This window comes from Verrucomicrobiota bacterium JB022 (assembly GCA_030673845.1).
In the GTDB taxonomy this organism is placed as follows: Bacteria; Verrucomicrobiota; Verrucomicrobiia; order Opitutales; family Oceanipulchritudinaceae; genus WOUP01.
The window spans coordinates 276926-297408 of sequence record JAUTCQ010000001.1 but is presented as its reverse complement, the minus strand read 5'-3'; the positions used below and the strand labels follow the sequence as shown (position 1 = coordinate 297408).

Annotated in this window: 27 protein-coding genes and 2 pseudogenes; 20 read left to right on the top strand and 9 right to left on the bottom strand. The window is 56.6% G+C overall.

What is annotated here, in order from left to right; translation table 11 throughout:
- Positions 1–3 precede the first annotated feature (3 nt).
- Complete coding sequence (locus Q7P63_01395) at positions 4–441, top strand: hypothetical protein (protein MDP0498727.1); 438 nt, start codon at positions 4–6, stop codon at positions 439–441.
- Between the two features lie 10 nt (positions 442–451).
- Complete coding sequence (locus Q7P63_01390) at positions 452–940, top strand: SMI1/KNR4 family protein (protein MDP0498726.1); 489 nt, start codon at positions 452–454, stop codon at positions 938–940.
- 40 nt (positions 941–980) lie between these two features.
- On the opposite strand, the pseudogene Q7P63_01385 reads toward Q7P63_01390, so the two are convergent.
- The 6 genes and pseudogenes from Q7P63_01385 to Q7P63_01360 all read right to left on the bottom strand — a co-directional run bounded on the left by Q7P63_01385 (position 981) and on the right by Q7P63_01360 (position 7216).
- Positions 981–1533, bottom strand: a pseudogene (locus tag Q7P63_01385) (transposase).
- Positions 1534–1640: 107 nt separating this feature from the next.
- Positions 1641–3164, bottom strand: a pseudogene (locus Q7P63_01380) (IS66 family transposase).
- A 46-nt stretch (positions 3165–3210) separates the two neighbouring features.
- On the bottom strand, positions 3211–3567 hold the full coding sequence (tnpB, locus tag Q7P63_01375) for an IS66 family insertion sequence element accessory protein TnpB (protein MDP0498725.1): 357 nt from the start codon (positions 3565–3567) through the stop codon (positions 3211–3213).
- Entirely contained in the window at positions 3561–3953 is a 393-nt protein-coding gene (locus Q7P63_01370) for a hypothetical protein (GenBank protein MDP0498724.1), read from the bottom strand. Before Q7P63_01370 ends, tnpB begins: the two co-directional genes overlap by 7 nt.
- A 43-nt stretch (positions 3954–3996) precedes the next feature.
- Positions 3997–6147, bottom strand: a complete 2151-nt coding sequence (locus Q7P63_01365; GenBank protein MDP0498723.1) for a hypothetical protein — start codon at positions 6145–6147, stop codon at positions 3997–3999.
- Positions 6148–7039: 892 nt separating this feature from the next.
- Positions 7040–7216 carry a hypothetical protein gene (locus Q7P63_01360; GenBank protein ID MDP0498722.1) on the bottom strand — a complete coding sequence of 59 codons (177 nt, stop codon included), beginning with the start codon at positions 7214–7216 and terminating at the stop codon, positions 7040–7042.
- A gap of 22 nt (positions 7217–7238) precedes the next feature.
- Between Q7P63_01360 and Q7P63_01355 the strand changes: the two genes are divergently transcribed.
- Positions 7239–8297: a hypothetical protein gene (locus tag Q7P63_01355; GenBank protein ID MDP0498721.1), complete on the top strand. Its 1059-nt coding sequence runs from the start codon at positions 7239–7241 to the stop codon at positions 8295–8297.
- A 6-nt stretch (positions 8298–8303) separates the two neighbouring features.
- Positions 8304–8813 (top strand): hypothetical protein, encoded by a 510-nt coding sequence (locus Q7P63_01350; GenBank protein MDP0498720.1) that lies wholly within the window; start codon positions 8304–8306, stop codon positions 8811–8813.
- A gap of 31 nt (positions 8814–8844) precedes the next feature.
- On the opposite strand, the gene Q7P63_01345 is transcribed toward Q7P63_01350, so the two are convergent.
- From Q7P63_01345 to Q7P63_01335, 3 genes are read right to left on the bottom strand one after another with little or no spacing between them, the layout of a single operon-like run.
- Positions 8845–9732 carry a hypothetical protein gene (locus tag Q7P63_01345; protein ID MDP0498719.1) on the bottom strand — a complete coding sequence of 296 codons (888 nt, stop codon included), beginning with the start codon at positions 9730–9732 and terminating at the stop codon, positions 8845–8847.
- Entirely contained in the window at positions 9729–11201 is a 1473-nt protein-coding gene (locus Q7P63_01340; GenBank protein MDP0498718.1) for an AAA family ATPase, read from the bottom strand. Before Q7P63_01340 ends, Q7P63_01345 begins: the two co-directional genes overlap by 4 nt.
- Before the next feature lie 4 nt (positions 11202–11205).
- Entirely contained in the window at positions 11206–11811 is a 606-nt protein-coding gene (locus tag Q7P63_01335) for a hypothetical protein (GenBank protein MDP0498717.1), read from the bottom strand.
- Positions 11812–12036: 225 nt separating this feature from the next.
- Between Q7P63_01335 and Q7P63_01330 the strand changes: the two genes are divergently transcribed.
- The 16 genes from Q7P63_01330 (at position 12037) to Q7P63_01255 (ending at position 20481) form a co-directional block, all read left to right on the top strand.
- Positions 12037–12225, top strand: coding sequence for a hypothetical protein (locus Q7P63_01330; protein MDP0498716.1), 189 nt, complete (start codon positions 12037–12039; stop codon positions 12223–12225).
- A gap of 4 nt (positions 12226–12229) precedes the next feature.
- Complete coding sequence (locus tag Q7P63_01325; protein ID MDP0498715.1) at positions 12230–12643, top strand: hypothetical protein; 414 nt, start codon at positions 12230–12232, stop codon at positions 12641–12643.
- A 4-nt stretch (positions 12644–12647) separates the two neighbouring features.
- Positions 12648–13505 (top strand): hypothetical protein, encoded by an 858-nt coding sequence (locus tag Q7P63_01320; GenBank protein MDP0498714.1) that lies wholly within the window; start codon positions 12648–12650, stop codon positions 13503–13505.
- Positions 13506–13513: 8 nt separating this feature from the next.
- The gene (locus tag Q7P63_01315; protein MDP0498713.1) at positions 13514–13774 is read left to right on the top strand and encodes a hypothetical protein; all 261 of its coding nucleotides are present in this window, start codon (positions 13514–13516) and stop codon (positions 13772–13774) included.
- An 8-nt stretch (positions 13775–13782) separates the two neighbouring features.
- Positions 13783–13947: a hypothetical protein gene (locus Q7P63_01310; GenBank protein ID MDP0498712.1), complete on the top strand. Its 165-nt coding sequence runs from the start codon at positions 13783–13785 to the stop codon at positions 13945–13947.
- A gap of 22 nt (positions 13948–13969) precedes the next feature.
- Entirely contained in the window at positions 13970–14344 is a 375-nt protein-coding gene (locus Q7P63_01305) for a hypothetical protein (GenBank protein MDP0498711.1), read from the top strand.
- A gap of 7 nt (positions 14345–14351) precedes the next feature.
- Positions 14352–14684 (top strand): hypothetical protein, encoded by a 333-nt coding sequence (locus Q7P63_01300; protein MDP0498710.1) that lies wholly within the window; start codon positions 14352–14354, stop codon positions 14682–14684.
- A 21-nt stretch (positions 14685–14705) separates the two neighbouring features.
- Positions 14706–14867, top strand: coding sequence for a hypothetical protein (locus tag Q7P63_01295; GenBank protein MDP0498709.1), 162 nt, complete (start codon positions 14706–14708; stop codon positions 14865–14867).
- 192 nt (positions 14868–15059) lie between these two features.
- Positions 15060–16127, top strand: a complete 1068-nt coding sequence (locus tag Q7P63_01290; protein ID MDP0498708.1) for an ATP-binding protein — start codon at positions 15060–15062, stop codon at positions 16125–16127.
- The gene (locus tag Q7P63_01285) at positions 16127–16408 is read left to right on the top strand and encodes a hypothetical protein (GenBank protein ID MDP0498707.1); all 282 of its coding nucleotides are present in this window, start codon (positions 16127–16129) and stop codon (positions 16406–16408) included. Before Q7P63_01290 ends, Q7P63_01285 begins: the two co-directional genes overlap by 1 nt.
- Positions 16401–17099, top strand: a complete 699-nt coding sequence (locus tag Q7P63_01280) for a hypothetical protein (GenBank protein MDP0498706.1) — start codon at positions 16401–16403, stop codon at positions 17097–17099. Before Q7P63_01285 ends, Q7P63_01280 begins: the two co-directional genes overlap by 8 nt.
- A 3-nt stretch (positions 17100–17102) precedes the next feature.
- Positions 17103–17597 (top strand): hypothetical protein, encoded by a 495-nt coding sequence (locus Q7P63_01275; GenBank protein MDP0498705.1) that lies wholly within the window; start codon positions 17103–17105, stop codon positions 17595–17597.
- The gene (locus tag Q7P63_01270; GenBank protein ID MDP0498704.1) at positions 17572–17775 is read left to right on the top strand and encodes a hypothetical protein; all 204 of its coding nucleotides are present in this window, start codon (positions 17572–17574) and stop codon (positions 17773–17775) included. The genes Q7P63_01275 and Q7P63_01270 overlap by 26 nt, the downstream gene beginning before the upstream one ends.
- The gene (locus Q7P63_01265) at positions 17772–18233 is read left to right on the top strand and encodes a RusA family crossover junction endodeoxyribonuclease (GenBank protein ID MDP0498703.1); all 462 of its coding nucleotides are present in this window, start codon (positions 17772–17774) and stop codon (positions 18231–18233) included. Before Q7P63_01270 ends, Q7P63_01265 begins: the two co-directional genes overlap by 4 nt.
- On the top strand, positions 18230–19741 hold the full coding sequence (locus Q7P63_01260) for a DEAD/DEAH box helicase (protein MDP0498702.1): 1512 nt from the start codon (positions 18230–18232) through the stop codon (positions 19739–19741). The genes Q7P63_01265 and Q7P63_01260 overlap by 4 nt, the downstream gene beginning before the upstream one ends.
- Positions 19738–20481, top strand: a complete 744-nt coding sequence (locus Q7P63_01255; GenBank protein ID MDP0498701.1) for a DNA cytosine methyltransferase — start codon at positions 19738–19740, stop codon at positions 20479–20481. Before Q7P63_01260 ends, Q7P63_01255 begins: the two co-directional genes overlap by 4 nt.
- Positions 20482–20483 lie beyond the last annotated feature (2 nt).

Sequence of the window (20483 nt, the reverse complement as noted above, 5' to 3'; positions counted from 1 at the left end):
AACATGCCAATAAATACACCCACATTCCCAGTGCTTGTAATGACATCAGATTCTTGTCGAATAGCAACCAAGGAAGATTTTTTGTCGTCGCCAATGACTGCTTGCAACCGTGACGGAAGCTTTATCCGTGAATCACCACGATTAGGATATTATGATGGTTTCTTTGTTATCGATTATAATGATAACGTATTTCAATCTAGAATACTATGGGAAAAGAAGGCAGGGCCTTTTGCCTTTCTCTTGGGCAAAGGTGCATCGAAGGTTTGTTTCAGATTAGTACCAGCTAGTATTGATTTGAACGATGCAATTGAAGCAGCTCGAAAGTTTGAACGCGATGAGCATCGTGCAATGACATTACGCAGATTGCGACTGGAGGATATTCATGATGGAGTTGTTCCCACGCTGACAAAAGTTTTGCGTCCAGACTTAATACAGCGGTAATTATTAGATTATGCATCCCGTTCTTGCAGCTGCACTAGTCATCGGGGCCCTTGTGTTTGTAGGAGGCCCTATTTTATACTGGATTTTTTTTCGAATGGACGAAGGAGGGACCAAGGAAAGTTTTATAGACGACTTTGCTGTACCCTTATCGGCTAAGGACATAGAATTATTACAAGAGAAATTAGGCCTAACCCTCCCAATTGATTACACTCATTTCTTAATGAATAGCAGGCCTAGAGGAGTAGATGTATATTCTTTGTATGCCGAACCTGAAGAAATAATTGAAGAAACTTCACTTTATCGTTCAGGTTTCGAGGGTTTACCAAAATGGCCAAAAGAGTTTGTCTGCATCGGATCCGATGCAGACGACTGTCCTTACGTCCTCAATGTGGCAACTAGCGAAATTATTAGTCTAAACAAAGGAAATCTAAATAACATTCCAACAAAAAAGTTTTTGAATTTTAAGAGCTTTCTCGATTCGCTGAAATCCAATCGCTAGCGTGCTATTAGGTTAGTTAGTGGTGTCCAAAATTTTTGGTTCATCGTCGTATTCCGGGGAAGGCATATTTGATTTTGAGGAAGAAGTATTCGGTGTCTCGGTATCCGTATGCCATGCGTTTGATGACCTTGATCTTGTTGTTGATGCCTTCGAGGACGCTGGTATTGAGGGGGAACCGAGCGGAGGCGAGGATCCCCCTGAGGTAGGGTTTGAGCTTGCGGGCGAAGGCGATCAGCGGCTGTAAGCCGCTCTCTTGGGCCATGCGCCACCAGGCTCGCCAGAGCCGGTAGGCGCTCCAGGGTGAGGGGCACCGCCCAGAGTTCCTTGAGCTGATCTTTGAGGATGTAGACTTGGGCCAAGGGGGCGTTGAGGCTCATGAGGGCATCGAGGCGAGTGGCCTGCTCGTCGCTGAGGTTGGCGCGGTTTTTGAGCAACAGCCAGCGGCTGCGTTTGACGACCTGGCGCGCTGACTTGTCCTCGCGCAAGGCGTTGGCCTGATCGACGCGCACGCGGTCGATGACCTCGCGGCCGTATTTGGCGACGACGTGGAAGAGGTCGTAAACGACTTCAGCATTGGGACAGTGCGCTTTGACGTAAGCGTCACGCCAAGCGCCGTCACTACAGGCTGGACGTGTAAGCTGTCATAGTTGTGATAGCTTTCATCGGTATGACGTTTATGACCGCGATGACTTCTTGCGCTTCAAGCGGCGATGTTTTGGGCCTTCGCCTTGGCTTGAGCTTTGGCGTATGCCGCCGGGGTGAAGCGGTGGATTTGCCAGTTGGTGGCGGCGGGAAGGGAGCGCAGGAGGTGGCAGAGGTAGGTGTAGGGCTCGAGGCCTTGGCGTTTGGCGGACTCGACGAGAGTGAAGAGGATTGCGCTGGTCTGGCCGGAGCCTTCGGAGCCGATGAAGAGCCAGTTTTTCTTGCCGATGGCTGTGGGACGGATGGCGTTCTCCACCAGGTTGTTGTCGATCTCGAGGTGGCCGTGTTGCAGGTAACGGCCGAGCTGGGGCCAGAGGCCGAAGGTGTAGGCGATGGCCTTGCCGAGGCTGGACTGCGGCAGGTAGCGGGGCTTGAGTATGATCAAGGCCTTGCGGATGCGCTCGACGACCGGAGCGGCTTCGCGGGCCCGGGCCGCTGCGCGCAGTTTTGGGCTGGCCCGAGCGGAGCGCAAGCGTGATTCGAGACTGTAGAGCTGACCGATCTGGCGCAGGAGCCAGTCGACCACGAGCGGAGCGCGCGAGCGGGCCTCGTAAAACTTGCGCCGCGCATGTGCCCAGCAGCCAGCGAGTTGCAGTGCGTGGGCACGCTCCTTTTGGTGACTGACGTAGCCTGAGTAACCGTCGCACTGGAGGGTGCCCCTGAAGGCAGGCGGCACGACCTGCTGGAGGCAAGCCGCCGCGCGGCTTGCGTGCCAGTGGTAAATCACGTCGCTGCCGGGCACGTGGGTGACCCAAAAGTAGCCTTGCGGTGCACGTCCGGCTCCCGGCTCAAGGTAGCGGATGGGTGTCTCATCTACCTGAAGGTAAGTTGCTTGCGCCTGCTGGCGCTGCATCTCCTCATAGACTGGACGCAGCTAGTCGGCGGCCAGACTGACCCAGCGGCAGAGCGTCTGGCGCGGCAGCTCCACCTGATGGCGCTGGCGATAGATCTGCTCCTGACGGTAGAGCGGGCAGTGATCGACATATTTGCTGATCACCACTTGCGCCATCAGCTCCGGCGTCGCCAGGCAGCGCTCTTGCAACGAAGGGGGCAGCGGCGCGATCGTCGGCGCGGCATAAGGCTGGTCGCGCCGGGCGTATTTGCGGCGGATCAAGCGCCGGCACAGGAAGCGCGCGGGCCGATAGTCGAGCTGTTCGCTGACCTCCTGGCCCATCAGGCGCCACGCCGACGGATCCGCCGTAACTTCCTGCGGATCCAGGATCACTTCTTCCATCGGCAGGTGCTCCGGCACACGCGGGCCGGGCCGACGAGGCTGGGACGATGAACGGTGGGCTCCCTTCGGCGCGGCCTCAACGACGAGGGGAGCGTCAGCTTTTTTTGCCGCCCAGTCCTCCAGCAGCGTCAACTGCGCCCGGTCGAGCCGTTCGCTCTTGGGCCCGTAGATCTGGCGCACCAGCGCGTCGATCTTTTCCCGCAACAGCCGGTTCTCCAAACGCGCTGCTTCGAGCTGCAAACAAGCTGCCCTCAGCAGGTCCTCCAGCTCGGATTCGCGTTCGGTCATGCGCATTATGATGAGTCACAGCCGGTAAGCTGGCGAGCTTTATCCCTCATTTTTCACGCTCATACCAAGGCAGGAACCTCGCACCTTTCATCTCCACGCCGTCACAGAGCAGCGCAAAGGCTTCGGGGCGCAGCCGTAGCTTCACCGCCTCGGGATCAGTCGCGTCCGGCCAGCTGAAGCACCCTTCTTCCAGGCGCTTGCACAACACCCACAGCCCGCTGCCGTCAAAGTAAAGCGCCTTCAGCCGCGTGCGCCGTCGGTTGGTGAAGAGGAACAGCGCTCCACCGCGCACCGACTCCTTGAGCCGATCCGCCACCAGCGCTTCCAGACCATTGAAGCCCTTGCGCATGTCGCAGGGCTCCAGGGCTACAAAAACGCGCAAGCTGCCGCTAAAGCTTAGCATTTAGACCCCGCTCCAAGCGCCGTGAGCAGTTCTACCGCCAGGGCGATGTCCGCTCGACGGTGAATCGTCAGCCGCAGCCCACCGCTCGTCTCGATCGACACCGAGCCCGGCACCTCACCGGGTGCATCGCTCACCACCGCCTCCACCAGTGAGATCGTCGTCCGCGGCTCCGAACGGTCCACCCCGTCAGAGTTCGGTCGCTCCCGCTTGCGCCGCTGCAACCAGCCCGCAAACGTCGGATATTTGACCCCGACCCGCTGCGCAAACGCCTGCCCGCTCAGTCCGCTGCCCTCGAACACATCCAGCAGCGCCTCCCGGCGCTCACGCGGCACCCGCACGCGACCCAACCCGTCCTGCTTCAGGATCTCCAACTCGGCCTCACTCATAGATGTCATACCTCCAAACCTATGACATCTATGATACATCACGCTAGCCAGACACCACGGTGCTTGGAGTGACGCTTACGCTGTTGTCACGACGCAGCACATTGAAGAGGATCCATTGCATCCCCTCAGGCACGTCAACCGCCATCGTTTGCCAGGACGTCTGGCGGCTAGCGGACTTATAGCCAAGCGACTTCCAGTCGAAATCGCGATCTACCGGCTTCGTGTAAACCGTAAGGGCAGAGCTTCGGCCGTCTGCGAGATAGCGGAAACGCAACACGCCCGGCCCTTTGACCACGGTGGCGATGTTGCTGGAAGCACTAAAGCGGGGCTGGACGCCCGATCGCAAGGCATAGCCACCTTGAGCCGTTCGGGAAGCGGTCACCATCCAGGGATTGTCTGGATAATCCACCCATAGGAGTGTGTTGTTATCGACGGCAGTTGCTGTATCGATCGAGATGGTCGTAGGCGTAAACTTCAAGTCGTCGATCTTCAAATAGCCAGCCTGTCCGCTATTGACCGGCTCCGCACGGATTCCAACCAGGTAAGCGCCCGAAGGTATCTCCACCTCTGGCAGCTTCCAGGAGCCGTCAAACTCGATTGAAATGACCTGAAGTTCATAATCTTGCGGGATGCTTTTTTCGAGGAAGGACACCACACACCGCGTGCCACTGCCAAAGGCACGGAAACTCAGAGTTCCGGGCCCTGTTACCTCAACCTCCAGGAAGTTGTTGTGATTGGATTGGCTGGTGTATTGGACCAAGGCGTCGCCACCGACGGCCGCACTATCCAACTCCCCTACCCAACCACGCACGCGCTTGATGTTCTCCACCGGCATACTGTCCAGCGCATCTACCACCGTCGTCGTCGCCTGGCTGACGAACTTCAGATCGGCGATACGCAGGCGAGGCACCGTAGTATAGCCGTAGTAATTGCTGTAAAAGTGGGTGAGCGTAATAGTTTGCATCCCCGCCGCGACCGGGAACTCGACGAGTTGCCAAGACTCGTTGGCTGCCAGGGTCTTCTGTAAAACGGAGGGGTTATCAGCCTCGCTGGCCAAAAGCTGCAAGGAAGAGCTGGTGGTATCCGCTTGAACCCAAAAGGTGAGCACTCCCGGCCCTTCCGCCTTGAGCTGAAGCGAGTTACGGATCGAGCTGGGCGGATTCTCTGCTGAATTATTCGTCAATTGAGATTCGAGCACCTGCTTGCCGCTCAACGTAACTCCTTCCAACGGAATGAAGGAGGTGACTTGATGAACGAAGTCAAGGTCGGGGTAGTAGGTTTCGAGGCTCGACGCTGGCTTTACCTCCGGAGAGACAAGCGAAAGAAAGTGCATCCCACTATATCGAGACTTCAACTGCCAGCGAAACTTGTGGGTGCCTGCTTCGACTTGGAAAGACACCGGGCGAGTGCCACTTTGGGTCAGCATGGCGACATCCTGCCACTCGCCGTTCTTCTCGATCTGGAGATCAAGCCTCTGATAGTCGCTGTAGGAATTTATTTTCGTATAGGCAACTTCCGTTCGGTGGACCGCCGGGCCGGTCAACTCGAACTCGAAGCTGCTCAAAGTCTCAGCCGAAGTGGCGGGGGCCTGAAACGCACTAATGTAGTAACTGTCGTCAATCTTGTAAGCGCCCCACTCGCCATCACCGACCGCCTTTAAGTTGGTGGCACCAGGGAACGCCTCGGCAAAGGGCACCGATGTCAACGCCTCAACCTTCAGGTTGTCCACCAGCATGTAGCTACTCGAAACCGAGCTGGTATTGTCGTAGTAGCGAATGATCAAAGACCGGCCAGCAGGCAGAATATACTCCAGCGTCTGCCAATCATATGACGCATAGCCAAAGGACCTGAGCGCCGCCGCCGAATCCTTGTCACCGACAAGAATACTGGTCTCATGGTTGGACCCAACTTTCTTCACATCGACAGAGACCCGGTAATAGCCCGTTCCCGCAAGGCCCACGTTGAGGTCGAGAGAGCCGTAGTTGGCACTACCCGTATGACTCTTGACGACCGAATCACGTTCACCGTCGGAAGTGATTTCCCACTTCATCGATGAGGAACTATTCCAGGAAACATCGAGAGAGGCGTCACCCAAAGCCGCAGCAAGTTCGGCCTTGGTTTGCGCCCCTAAGCTAGTAGCCACGAGCACACATCCAACGACGGCCCAGCCAAAGACAGGAGAGAATAGTTTCATTTAACTCCAACACAGAACGCCGTTAAGGGAGACACAAGCCTAATCTTTTCCTAAGCACAAACCTTTACCACCGTGCGCAGCGCTGCCTGCTGTCATAACGGAAAATGGCACGACCACAGCAATGCTTCTTGCCAGCAGAAAACATGTAAATCCTTGAATATACGAAAGCTACGTAAATCCAAGCGATATTGACGGCAGAGCTACCGAAAGCCTTTCAAACTTCCTACTATCAAGGGGAAAATGGAGCCAGCTGTCGGACTCGAACCGACGACCCACTGATTACAAATCAAAATTATACCCCTGTATTTAAGCGGATTCAGAGCGCAAATGGAACCAAATGGACCCAAAATCGAGGTTTCAGAGAAGATTTCAGCCGCTCATCGGTGTGTTTGAGCCTGCGCGGCATGTGAACAAGCGAACACCCCAAAAGGCTTGCAATACATAAACAGGTGTTTACTAGTCGGTCTCAGTGGTGTTGCTCCCCTCCTCGCCGAAACCGTCCGGGCGGGTGATGGGCAACACGGTGCGGCGAGGGTGACTGAGCCGCCTTGCAGATTGGAGTGGGACCGCAACCAGCGGTAGGTCTTCCAATGCTGGCCGCGGCGCCGTTGATCGAGGCGCAGCCCGTCTTTACGGGTCTCCGATATCGATCCGGTTGGACGGTGTAACCTTCCTGCTTACACCACCATGTTCACCTGCGAACCTGCATCTTTATCCAGACCCTCTTATGGCTGTTCCACCAGCAAAGCACATCCCCGCCTCTATGAGCTACTCGGCCGCGACGCCATGGCGAAGATCCGCCAAGCCGCCCAAGCCGAAGGGCTGAGCCACCAGGCCTTCCTCGGCCGTCTCAGCTCCCGCTGGAAAGGAGGTCGAGGTGAGTGAACACAACCTACTCGTCTTCCCCGGGGCTGGCCGCTGCGCCCAGTGGCGGCACGCGATCCGCTCCGCTCGAAACCGAGGAGAGGCCGATTTGGCGGCACTTGCTGTCGTCGATGACCTCGAAGATGCCTTGATCTACATTGAGGAGCTTGAGGCTGAGCTGGAGAGCCAGCCGAGATGCTCCCACACGCCGTGGGAAAACCCCTAAAATGAAGTTTTTCTCGCTTTACAGTTTCACCAAACGTGTCTATCCGCCATTAGCGCAGATTCGCAACCTATACTACTGGGCGATTAACTCTCTAAAACCGGATAACATGGCGCGCGGAAAGAAGTACCAGCAACGTAAGTTATTATATTGGCGGGCACATATTCACAGACACGGTGGTAAGAACCTTCAACAGCTTCTCAGGGAAGCCTTTCAAGGAACCCGGGCGGTGGATAGAAAAATAAGACCTGATGCAGATGTTCCATACTATCAGATTCTTGGAACCTACAAGAATGAAGATGGATTCTTCTGGGGAGATTTCATCACGTTTGACCAAGATAAGCTTGGAGAGTTGATCATCGAGAATCCTGAAGCGGAGCACCTCATGATTGAACAACTTCTTCCTGAATCAAGTGATGGCAAAAAGGGATCTCTACTGGAAGGCCAGTTGTTTTTCCTATGTAAAGACAATCACCTCATAATCTGCCAAGACCAGCAGGCTAAGCAGGGAGATCTGTGCAACTATCTAAATAGATTTTTTGAGAACAAATTTCCGGATGAATTCCTAGGCTACCCCATTTCATTAGAACGAGGCATATCCCTCAATATTCGAGGAAAAATCAAAGGGGTCAGTGAAATTACAATCACAGCGCCCTTGACCTACGAGTTCGATCCAAAGCACAGCAAAGAGCTTCCGGTCAAAACAAGACCTAAGGGCTTTAGTGCGTTCATTCTTGATGCAATCTCCAAAGCGACTGGCCAAGATACTAGTTACAACTTCAACGACCAAAAACCCCTACATGCTACCGTAAAATTAAAATGGCCCAAGCAGAAAAAGGAAACCTTCTGGAATGACATTGATCGCCTTGCCAACACCTTAGACAATCTCGATGAAGATGTAGGCTTTGTTATCAAAGCCAAAGATCGAAAGTATGATCGAAAAGAGATACACCTGGAGCACACTTTTACTGCGCATTATCTAAATCGCAGGATTGACACACATAGACTATTCGAAAGAATGAAGAAATGGTATTTCGATCTCTGCAATAACCACGACATTTAGCTTTAGATGAAACCTCTTCTATACGCTCTTACCGCAGGCATCCTCGGCTTAGCCTTAGGATACTTCACTAGCGGCGTATTACCTCAAGAGGTAGCTTCCGACCTTATTAAGACCCTCGGAAATATTACAGCGATAGCTGGGGGGCTCCTGGGCTGGAGCGTGAGTTTTCTTGGACAGAGCAGAACTGCACTCAAGGATCACGTAACCCGTGCGGCTATTGACACCGCATCTAAGCTAGCAAAAAAGCACCTTGAAATTATCGACTTTTGGGCGTTTGCGCTCTGCGCGGCGTTATTGTCCATCACCCTCTCAGTATTTCTGCCTGCAATCCAACGCAATACGGATAGCTATACAACCGTCTATAGCGTTGCGGTTTCGCTTCTCTTCGTTTCCCTTTACTACGTGCTTCTTCTGTTCTTAAACACCCGAAGCTTGGCGCGCCTTAAGAACGATCTGGATGAATTAAGTCATCGGGAAGCAATAAGAAAACACAATTTGGATGGAGTTCAGGAGTGAAGAAATGCCGAGGCCTCTAAACTCGGATGCTTTAACATTGTGAACCGGTTGGTTTCTTTTGATCTGCGAAGGCTTGTATCCACTTTTCCAAATGAGGATGATTAGTCATTGATTCAAGAAGTGCGGCCCTCCAATGCGACACACCAAACCTTCTTCTTTCGGTTTTTGTTTGCATCTCCAAAAACTGTCTTGCATTCGCACCAGAGGCAACTGCGTTATAGACAATCTCAATGGATGTCGATATCTCATCGTTAACCACTTCGGCATATAAGCCCAGCAAATCAAGATTTGAAAAGTGTTGAAGAATTAACCTCCAAATATATTCATCAATCTCCGGCAGCTGAACTAGTCGAAACTCGACACCAAAAAACGGGCTATCTTCGGTCTCGATAATATCTGCTCTGATGAACGGCACATCGGGTATATCATCTACATAAAAGTGAATAAAGGCTCTTTCGCCTATTACGGAATTTGACTTGTAAATGTCGCCTTTTTTGGAATTACAGGTACCGCAGGTGTAAATCAGATTCCAAACATGTACAGCATATTCAGGAAACGTAGCGCGTGGAAAATAATGGTCGAAAGTTTTGGGCGTAGCTGCCCCGCACATAGGGCAGTATTTCCCAGACCCATCCTGCCGTAATTTCTTGATTTCATTGAGCAAGTTGCGAAGCGCCTTTGTTTCGCTTTCGTAGCACGAACAAAGAGCATCTTTAATGGTCCAGCCTGATGGATCCTCTTCAACCAAGTCGACCTTTTTGCTTGCAACAACGGCCTCATCTAAGTGTGCATATCGCTCTGCTATATAAGCATGAGAACCGCACAAAACTGACTTCGTCGGATTACGCTTTGTGTTCCTTATCTTTAAGTATTGCTGAATAGGCGTGACTGATGAATCAGGCAGTTTTATCTTTTTCATTTACCACCTCTCTTTGTGCATGCAGAGAGAAGATATGCCTGAGCATTCATACTGAGATTACCGTCAAACATTTGCATAACCTCATCGAAGCTTCGATTTCGCGCAAGCTTCTGAAGGACATCTTTATAATGCATATCCACCCCGCCTGTATCAAAGACGTGACGCGTAAGCTCACTAATACTCTCTCCGAAACTTTCGATCCCTAATCTTTCGGAGAAAGTATATCCATCTTCTCGTTTCAGCACGATTACTCTTCTTGCAGGCACCTCTTGAATTACCACTGGTGAATGAGTACCCAGTATTGCATAAGACTGGAAATCCTCAAGCAATGAAGACATCACCGAGAACAAACCGGCGACCGCATTCGGATGCAAGTGAGTTTCGGGTTCATCAAACAATACGAGTGAATCGCGCTGAATCCATGCGACCATTGAGGTAATAAAATGCCACAAAATCGCTTGGCCTGAGCTTAACCGTTCAAGCTCATCAAACCGCTCACCCTTCCATGCTTCATTCTCCAGTTTTCGCTGAAGAGATGCGCTGTGGCCGTCCATGATCTGTAGGATATAGCCAACCCATTCTGTAACGCGCTCCTGATTCTTAATTCTCTCCCTGTTGCACCTATAGCTCTCAAGAAGAGCTTCTCTCGATATAAGGCCCTCATCATCCCTTATCCCACAATATACATAGCTGCTCCGACCGTCTTGATCAGGGCGCTTAAAATTATCGAAAGCACTGTAAGATACAGCAAGCACTCGTGCAAATAAAGGTCTCCCAGATAAGAAACGAGCCTCCCGTGCAGCATACGCCTCTTCACTAGAGTCATCCAGTATAGCGAGGTCTTCAGCCATTCTATTGAGCAAGCGAGTTTTTCCAACAGCGTTTCTGCCAATTAAAGCACATATTCGATTCGGCACTGGATCATTGGCGTCGAAATTCAGATCTACAACTACCGGAGGCTCCCCTGCGTTTAAGTCGCATTCGTAGAGAAATGAATAGCTCTCGCTTGGAGTCTCGCCGCGCGCTAACTTCGCCCCGAGACGACGGCACCTAAAGCTCTGCGGAAACCTCATCAGGGCCTTTTGAAATTGCCTAGAAGGCTCAAACGGACCGGCCAAAGATGGGATCCATGAGATATCCTTCAACGAAAGAAGCACCTGTTCAGCTACTTCTTTTCCGAGGTCAAAAAGCCTGGTGTAATAGTCGTCAGATTGGCCTAGAGATATGTAATCATCGTCCAAGCTCTCAAACTCGCTCGGGATGTCAGTGTGACTTTTCACACCTTCTGTTGTTTTCTGGAGTATTTTCAGTTCTCCTATATTTGTTTCTACAAAATCGTGGGCGTAGAACAAATGAAACGTAACTACGTTCGAGAAATCATTCCAATTGTCTACTAATAAGAAAAACAAAATCTCCCCCTCCTTAGGAGTTGGATAAGGCTCCTTGCGCGCTACTTTTAGGAATTTCATTGTTCTACCCTGCCAAGCCGTTGCGCTTGGCTTTTTTGTTGGCGGTGGTTTCGGATTTGGCCGGATCGTGCTGGAGGGCAAGCTCGACGATCTTGACGAAGTCGTTGTCGTTCCAGATGGCGCGGGCGGTGCGGCTGATGGTCTGGGCGTCGGCGTGGGCCAGGCGGTGCTTGAGGTGCTTCAGGAGTTCGCTGGCGGCGGACTCGAGCTGGTTGTGGGCGATCCGAGCGGAGAGGTGCGGCAAGTGGGCGATGGCGCTGATGGCTGCCTTCTCTTCGTCGTCGATATTCCAATCGGCTTCGGCGGGGTTGCGGGTCTTTTCGATGAGGCTGGCCAGGTAGGTCAGCATGTCCTCGAGGCCGGAGTCCTTTTCGGTTTCTTCGGAGAGGTTGAGCAGTGTGTTTACGTGCTCGGGGCCCTTAGCCAGGAAGCGAGCCAGGCGCGGGTCGTTGTCCGAGAAGCGCGCGAGCAAGCTGCTGTAGTCCACGGCCGCGCGGACACACTCGTCCTTGAGGTGCGCTTCGATCAAGGCGGTGCGGTCTTCTTCATTGCGAGGGAAGGCGCTGAACAGCGCCTCAAGGAAGTCCGGACGACTCCGCTGTCCTCGCATAGTGGCTGTGATGACCGAAGCGTGTCGGCCTGTCAGGCGTGCCAAATCAGACTGGTTCTGACCATAGGCCGCCAAAAGAGAGGCGAGTTTATCACTCAGGTGCGTGGCTTCCGAGGGCATAATTGGGAAAAAGCCAAAAATGCGGTCTTAAGTCAATTTTGTATTTGACCAAATCTTTGTTGTTTCTCCAATATTTTGGAGTTCTCCCAAAACGAGATACAAGCAATGAACGCCGCCACTTTCAAAGAACTGATCCGCCGCAACCGGCAGATGAACCAGACCATCTTCCGCCTCTCGAAGGAGGAAGACCCGGAACTGGCCGAAGCAGCCAAGCTCCTCGACACGCACCTTGCGGCCCTCTCGCCCGCCGACCTGGAACCCCAGCCCGCCGCCAAGGCGGACGAGGAGGAGTAGAGCCATGGAGCAGCACGATCCACGCAAAAAGTACGAACATGCGCGGGCTAAGGCTGAGCTTGAGTTTGCACGGGCAGCCGCGCTTCTACCCCAAGTCGACGCCCTCAATGAGCATTTGAAGCTCGTCGACGGTCAGGGCTCTGACATCTCGGGGGAGCCAGTGATACTTGTCGATGAGGTAACGGTGGATGGCGTTAAGGCCATCAAGGTCACCATACCCCATCTTCTGGCTCAGCGCATCTCCTTTGGCGGCGATGCAGGCCTTCATGTCTGCCTCCGCAGCGTAGGCACGACGGGTCACTTCGTGGAGTTCCTTTTTAGCTTTGTTGGTCATCAGAACTCCAACATATGCGCCTGCCGGGAGCCCGAGCAATCAAATCCCGGTACATTTTCACAACGTGAGGCAGAGAAAGAATAGAGCCATGAATACCTACGAGCTACATAGGTTTGGCCACCTTTCTAAGCCGATGCCAGGCTACCTATTCAATGTGAGTCTGAAGCGCTCGAGCATGGAAAGGGCGTGTGACGCCCTCCACGGGCTACACATCAAGTCGACGCTGCCGGAGAAGCTCAAAAATGCGTTTTTTCTCTTCCTCGGACGATGGCGTCTTGAACTTATTCCACCTGATCGAGCCGCTTTCTACCTGCTTACCATGGCCGGTTTCAATGATGAGCGGGGCAGGACTCCAGTTCTCACATTCAAGCCGGGAAACGTAGATATTAGCGGATGCCCGAGCTTTAAGAGGCTTCGGGAATCTCTTCAGAAGCTCAAAAAAGCGCATATGATTTGGGCCCTGGATGACGAAGGCGTCGTCGATATACACCTCAAAGGCACTGAGGTTAATGATCTTGATGGCCCATCCGTGCTTCCCCTCCGGCCCAATGAGATAACCGGATGGTGTCATCGTGAATGGACGGGCAACGATTTGCAGTCGCGTGAAGCGATCGCGGAAGTGAAGCCAGGCATTCAGGACTCCGATGCCTGTCGCGAGGGAACCCAAGCCAGCGCCAGCCAGGGAGAACCAGTCAAAGACGTCCATTCGCTGAGTGATACAACGGGCTTAAGCGGTGGCAAGCCCACGCTTAAAGCCCCCTACTCGCTTACACCGGAAGAGCAGGAGACCGCCAAAAAGGTGGCGGAAGACCTGGAGCGTCGCAGAAGCCACCGGAAAGCCTTCTTCGACGCGATCAAGGAAGAACGGCAGCGGATTCGAGAATCCCAAGCCAAGACTCAACCCACAAAAAAGGCCGATTCCGCGGCAACGGAACCGGCCAAGTAATAACCAAAATGGCTAAAACAACTACAACCAAGAGAACGGCTTCACGGGCCGCCGCGCAAGCGAAAACCGCGAAGCTTCCAGACGATTCGCTCCGGGCGAGGCTGGACGATCTGCGCAAGCTCACCGAGTCGGACGCCTACGTCCACCGGATCATGCTGCTGATCGACGGCGCCATCCTCCGGGGCATCCCGCCCGAAAAGGCGAGCTACCTGGCGGCCATGGCCTTTCAGGGCGCACTCGCCGCCGAACATCAAACCACTGCCGCGTAACCCTACCGATGAAACGCCGCCGCAAGCAGCCTTCTCTCGATCCGGAAACGCTGGATCGCATCCAAGAGCTTCGCGCCGAGGCCGCCTACTACCTGGGCATCGGCCGCCGCATCGCTGCCATCCGACACATCCACCGGGCCCTGCGCCTCCGCCGCGCGGCCCTTTCCAACTGAATCCTTTCCACACCTTCCTGTCATGTATGCACCCACTGAAATCAACGCCACCGGCCGCTTCACCATCGAGCAATGGGACAAGATCCCCGGCTACGCCAAGGCCCACTTGCTCCACATGGCTCCCGATGGGCCGATCCTGCCTTTCGACGGCGACGCCACGATCTACACCTACGGCGACGGCCCCGACCTCGACCCCGCCTACATGGCGCTTTGGGCCGGGCGCTTCGATGGGGACCGCGAGCCGCTGCTGGTGCACGAGTGGAAGTTCGATCACTGGGCGTTCGAACAGCGCATGTCGGTCGAGGAGTTCCGCAGCCTGCTCGGCAACCTTCAGTTGATCTACCCGGAGCACCTGCGCCCGAAGGCCGACGAGCCCCAACCGCAGCCCGCCGCCTGATCTCGCCATGATCGACGGCATTGAAACACCCGCCGCCCTTGAGGCCCTGATCGAAAGGGTGGCGGCCGAGACGGCCCGGCAGACCCGCGAGGATACGATCGACTTCCTCGTCAAGCGGGGCCTGTTGACGCCACGGGGCAACGTGAAGCTCGAGACCCGCCAGCAACAGGCGGACTACCTCCACATGCCGGTCTCCACCTACCGCCTCCGCATCCTCCCGATGATCAAGGACATTCCCAACCTGAACCGGAACCACCTCGACCGCGCCTACAAGGTCTACCAGGCGCAGAAAGCGGAGAGTGACCGCAAACGCCCAGGCCGCAAGGCCCGCGCCTCCTGATCTCCCCTGCCCTTACCTGCCATGCACTCGCTGATCGATTCCTTCCCGCCCCTTTGCCCCGAGCTGCACGACGTCGAGCCGTCCACCGACTGGCGCCGCCTGCAGCTCACTCCAGCGGATGGCCTGGCGCGCGACACCACACCGGAAGCGCCCGCCCCTCAAGCTTTAGGAGAGCGCACCTAAACCGTCGGGCCTGATGCTCAGGGTCGCGCCCTGAGGCAGCCCCGGCGGTCACTTTTGGTTCATAGCCACAGTTGAGCGAGACAGAGAACTAGAGAGCAGATCAGCAGACAGACAGGAATACAGCGACCATGCCCCGGCCGGAAGCAAGAGAGCCGGCCGGGGCTTCATTTTCCACCCCGCGAATCCACTATCATGAGCATTACCCTCGAAACCGGCGTTCTTAAAGAACCCGAACGGGTCGTAATCTACGGCCCCGAAGGCTGCGGCAAGACGACGCTCGCCAGCCAATTCCCCCGCCCGGTGTTCATCGACACCGAAGGCTCCACCCGGCACATCGACGTGCCCCGCTTCCGCCCGAAGACTTGGGACGACCTGATGGCCGGCATCTGGCAAATCCGCGGCATGCCGCAGTTCCAGTCGGTGATCGTCGACACGGTCGACTGGGCCGAGCGCCTGCTGACCGAGCACGTCTGCAAGAAGGCGAACAAAGACGGCATCGAAGACTTCGGCTACGGCAAGGGCTACGTGATCGTTGCCGAAGAGTGGCGCAAGTTCCTCCTGAACCTCGACCTCCTTCGCGACGAGGGCCTGAACGTCGTTCTAGTTGCGCACAGCGAGATCAAGAAGTTCGAGCAGCCCGACCAGTCCGGCGCCTACGACCGCTGGAAGCTGAAGCTCTCCAAGAACGTCGAGCCGTTGACGAAGGAGTGGTGCGACATGCTGCTCTTCATCAACTACTACACCTCCGTCCAGCAGGACAAGGGCACGAACAAGGCGAAGGCCAAGGGCGGCAAGGAACGTGTGATCTACAGCGAGCACGCCGCCAGTTGGGACGCCAAGAACCGCCACAGCCTGCCCGAGCAAATGCCGCTCGCGTGGGAGTCGTTGGCCCACCTGTTCCCGAACACCGAAGAGCAGCAGCCGAAGACGGCGCCAGCCCCGAAACACGAGCCGTCGGGTAAACCTGCCACGGTCTACGAGAAGAAGGAACCCACCAAGCCGCAGGCCGCTCCGGCGCCCAAGCCGCAACCGGCCGCCCAGGAAGCGGACGACGTGCCCTTCGACTTCCCGAGCGACATCGCCGCCGCCATCGAGGGCCATGAAGACGCCGTGCATGCCTTCCTGATCAAGAAGGATTGGCTGAAGGAAGGGCAGACTTACCGCGACCTGACCCCGAGCCGGATCCGCCAGATCAAGGATCGCCTGCCCCAGTTCTGCACCGCGTGCGGCATTCCCGTGCCGGAGGAGGTGACGTTTTAATGAAAGAAGCCTCTGAACTCGTCAGTGAGAAGGCCGGCGCCGCGTTAACCGACCTGCTTTACGTGCGCTGGGAGGAGATCGTGCGAGCCATGGAAGACATGAACCGCTCGGACATCACCGTCTCGGCCTCGATCAAGATCACCCGCACCAATGCGGGCCACAACCTGAAGACGAAGATCGCCTTCGCCAGCAAGACGGAGGACGAGCGCGAAGACCGCGTGGATCCGCCGGGCCAGGCGACGATCGACTTCAGCCGCGAAATGGAGGTCGAGCATGTCTGAGCTGCTTCACCTTTCGCACGACGTTTCCGGCACCGAGCTGGCTGTCGCCCCAGCCCTGCATGAAGCACGCGGTGCCGCCCTGAAGGCTGCCGCCGAAATCACTACCGTCGTCGACTCCTGGGACGCCGAAGTCGCCACCGATGCCGTCCGTCAGTGCAAGAACCTGGCGAAGGAGGTCGAAGCTGCCCGGAAGCAAGTGAAGCAGCCGATCCTCGACCTGGGCCGCAAGATCGACGACACGTCCAAAGAGTTCAGCAAGGATCTGAACGCCCAGGTCCAGCGCCTCGAGCGGTTGCTGGGGGCGTATCAGGCAGCCGAGCGAGAGAAGGCCGAAAAGGCCCGTCGCGCCGCCCTCGAGGAAGAGCGGAAGATCCGCGAAGCCGCCCAACGGGAAGCGGCCGAAGCCTTCACCGACGAGGAAGCTGAACAGGCTCTTAACAACGCCGCCGACCAAGTCTCCGCGCTTCGCCAGCAAAACACCACGCTCGACTACAAGCCCGCCGGTACGGCCCTGCTGATCCAGCGCAAGTTCGAGGTCGAAGACATCGACGCTCTTTTCCAGGCCCGCCCGGAGCTCTGCAAGATCGAGCCCAACAACGAGGCGATCCGCAGCCTGCTCAAGGTCAGCAAGAAACTGCCTTCGATCCCCGGCATCCGCGCCTGGGAGGAGGCCAAATCATCTATTCGCTAGTCTATGAATCCCACTTTCGATTCCGCCGGTCGCTTCGACGTCAAGATCCTGTCGTCGGTCGTGACCAAATCCAACAAAGGCACGCCGCAAATCGAGATGCGCTTCAAGCGCGGCGACGGCGCCGAGATCAACGGCTGGATGTTCCTCACGGACACGCCCATCGACGGCAATCCGGAAGACACGCCGTTCACGCGCACCCTCGAGACGCTCCAGAAGCTCGGCTTCGACGGCAACTTTGTGACGTTGAACGACCAGCTCAAGGACAAGTCCGCGAACATCGTCTGCGAATTCGAGGCGTATCAGGGCCGCCAGCGCCTGCGGGTGAAGTTCATCAACCCGCCCTACACGCCGCCGGAGCCCGCCGAGGGTAGCCTGCTTCAGCAGCTCACGAAGAAGGCCTTCGCCGCCCAGGGTAAGCCGTATTTCCCGGGCAAGACGCCGCAACCGCAACCTGCCGCCGCTTCCACCGCAGATGAAGACGAAAACCCACCCTTCTAAGCCTTGGCGCCTGCGCTGGACCGAGCGCTTCGAATCCTTCCCGCCCATCGAACGTAGCATGGCCTTCGAGTCTCGTGCCGACCTGGACGCCTGGCGCGCCGCCAAGGGCATCGAGGGCGAAGTCGAGCGCATGAACGCCTTCGGTGACTGGCAACCCGTATCCACGGAGGCCGCATGAGCCGGATCACCTTCGAAGTCTTGGGCGAACCGAAGGGCCAGCCGCGGCAGAAATACTTCGCCGTGCGCACGGCTCGAGGCACGCAGGCCCGGGCGGTCACCCCGCCGACGGCGAACGATTGGAAGACGGCGGTGAAGGTTGCCGTCCGCCCGCACCTGCCCGCGATTCCGATCCTTGGGCCCGTGCGGTTGACGGCGGTCTACCGCTTCGCGCGTCCGAAGGTCCACTACAACAAGTCGGGCCTCAGCAAGAAGGGCCGCGAGTCCTACTGGCACACCGGCAAACCTGATCGGGACAACATCGAGAAGGCCACGCTCGATGCCCTGAGCGACGCGGGCCTCTGGCACGACGACGCCCAGGTCTGCGACGGCAGCATCTCCAAGCGCTACGCCAATCCCGGAGAGCTGCCGGGTGCCACCATCGTGGTCGAACCGCTTCCCCTTGAAAATGGCGGATGAACAAAAATCCATCAGTCACGCTGCGCCCCTACCAGGTCGAGTTCGTACAGAAGACGGCCGAGGCCCTGCTTGAGTATCAGCGGGTGCTCTCGGTTGCCGCTACGGGCGCGGGCAAGACGGTCATGGCTGCCAAGCTGGCCGAGACGCTCGCGTCCTGCGGGCCGGTGCTCTTCCTCGCCGACGCTCAGGAGCTGGTGATGCAGACCGGGCAAAAGTTCTGCAAGGTGCTGGGCCAGTTTCCGGCCGTCGAAATGGCGGAGCACCATGCCCGCCCGGGCGACCGTCTGGTCGTCGGCACGACGCAGAGCGTAGCCCGGCGGCTGGACAAGTGGCCGCGGGACTACTTCGCCACGATCATCGTCGACGAAGCCCACCGTAACACCCTCGGTGCGCAAGCCCAGCAGGTGCTCGGGCACTTTCGCCGGGCCCAGGTTATCGGGATCACGGCCACGCCCTTTCGGTCGGACAAGCAGCAACTCAGCTCATTCTACGAAGCAATCCCGGTCGAGATCGGGCTGGTCCGGCTGATCAAGGAAGGCTTCCTTTCGCCTATCACAATCAAGACGGTGCCGGTCGACGTAGATCTGTCGGGCGTCCGTTCCCTCGCCGGCGACTACAAGGACAGCGACCTCGGCGCCGCGATCACTCCGCACCTCGAGCGTTGCGCGCAGATCCTGCACCGCCATGCGGCCGACCGCCGTACGGTGGCCTTTCTGCCGTTGATCGAGACGAGCAAGGCGTTTGCCGAGGCTTGCCGCCAGGTCGGCCTGCATGCCGTCCACGTCGACGGGACCGACCGCTCGGCCTTGCGCGGCGACTGGCAGGTGATCTGTAACTCGCAGCTCCTGACTACAGGGTGGGACGAGCCGAGTGTCGACTGCGTCTTCGTGCTCCGGCCGACGAAAAGCCTCAGCCTTTACTCGCAGATGGTGGGGCGCGGCACGCGCATCCACCCGGGCAAGGTCAACTGCCTGCTGCTCGATCCGCTTTACCAGGCCGAGCGCATGGACTTGATCCGCCCTGCCCGCCTCGTGGCTGCCAATCAGGAAGAAGCCGAGAGCATCCAGCAGATCCTCGATACTGACGAAGGCGAGCTGCTAGAGATCCGCGAACGCGCCGAAGCCGACCGCCGCAAGGGTATGCTTGAGGCGATGCAGGCCAACGCCAAGCGCAAGAGCCGAACGATCGATGCGGTCGAGCTGGCCCTCTCCCTCGGCGAAACGGCCCTGGCCGAATACGAGCCGGAGGCGATGTGGGAAGGCTATCCCGTGACGGACAAACAGGCCGAAATCCTCGAGCGCAACGGCCTCGATCTGGAGTCGATCAAGTGCAAAGGCCACGCCTCGAAGCTGATCGACCTCCTGATCAAGCGTCGCGAGATGGGCCTGGCCACACCGAAGCAGGTCAAATGGCTCATCCAGTTCAAGCACCCCGAGCCTTGGTCCGCCACCTTCGGCGACGCCACCGAATTCCTCGACCAGCGCTTCGGCAAAAGGAGGACGGCGTGAATGAGCTGGCTCTTTTCGCAGGCGCTGGTGGCGGAATACTCGGAGGACATCTGCTCGGATGGCGGTGCGTCTGCGCTGTCGAAATCGACCCGTACTGCAGGGATGTGTTGGTCGCCCGGCAGAACGATGGCAGCCTCCGGCCCTTCCCGATCTGGGACGATGTATGCACCTTTGACGGACGCCCATGGCGCGGTCGTGTTGATGTCGTTTCTGGCGGCTTTCCCTGCCAAGACATCAGCTCCGCAAATCCAAAAGGGAAAGGCATCCAAGGCGATCGTAGTGGCCTCTGGAAGCAGATGGAACGAATCATTCGCGAGGTGGGACCATACTACGTCTTCGTGGAAAACTCGCCAATGCTCACTGTTCGGGGGCTTGGAGTCGTGCTCGGCGACTTGGCCGCGCTGGGGTACCATGCGCAGTGGGGAGTGCTGGGAGGTGGTGCCGTCGGTGCGATACAAGAAGGCCAGCGAATATGGATCGTCGCTTCTTCGGCCGACAGCGCAGTGCTGGAGAGCTTGGACGTTCCAACGGCTATCCAGCCTTATTCGGAAGAATCACGCCGACGGAAACTTACAAGAGCAGTCAGCGCGATGCTTTCACAAGATGATTACTCCGCTCTCAAACGAGATGCTGATGCTGTGGCCAGAGGGATGGACCGCCTTAGAGCCATTGGAAACGGCCAAGTTCCAGCAGTGGCTCGACTCGCATGGAATATCCTAAGCCACACTCGCCCCCTTTGACC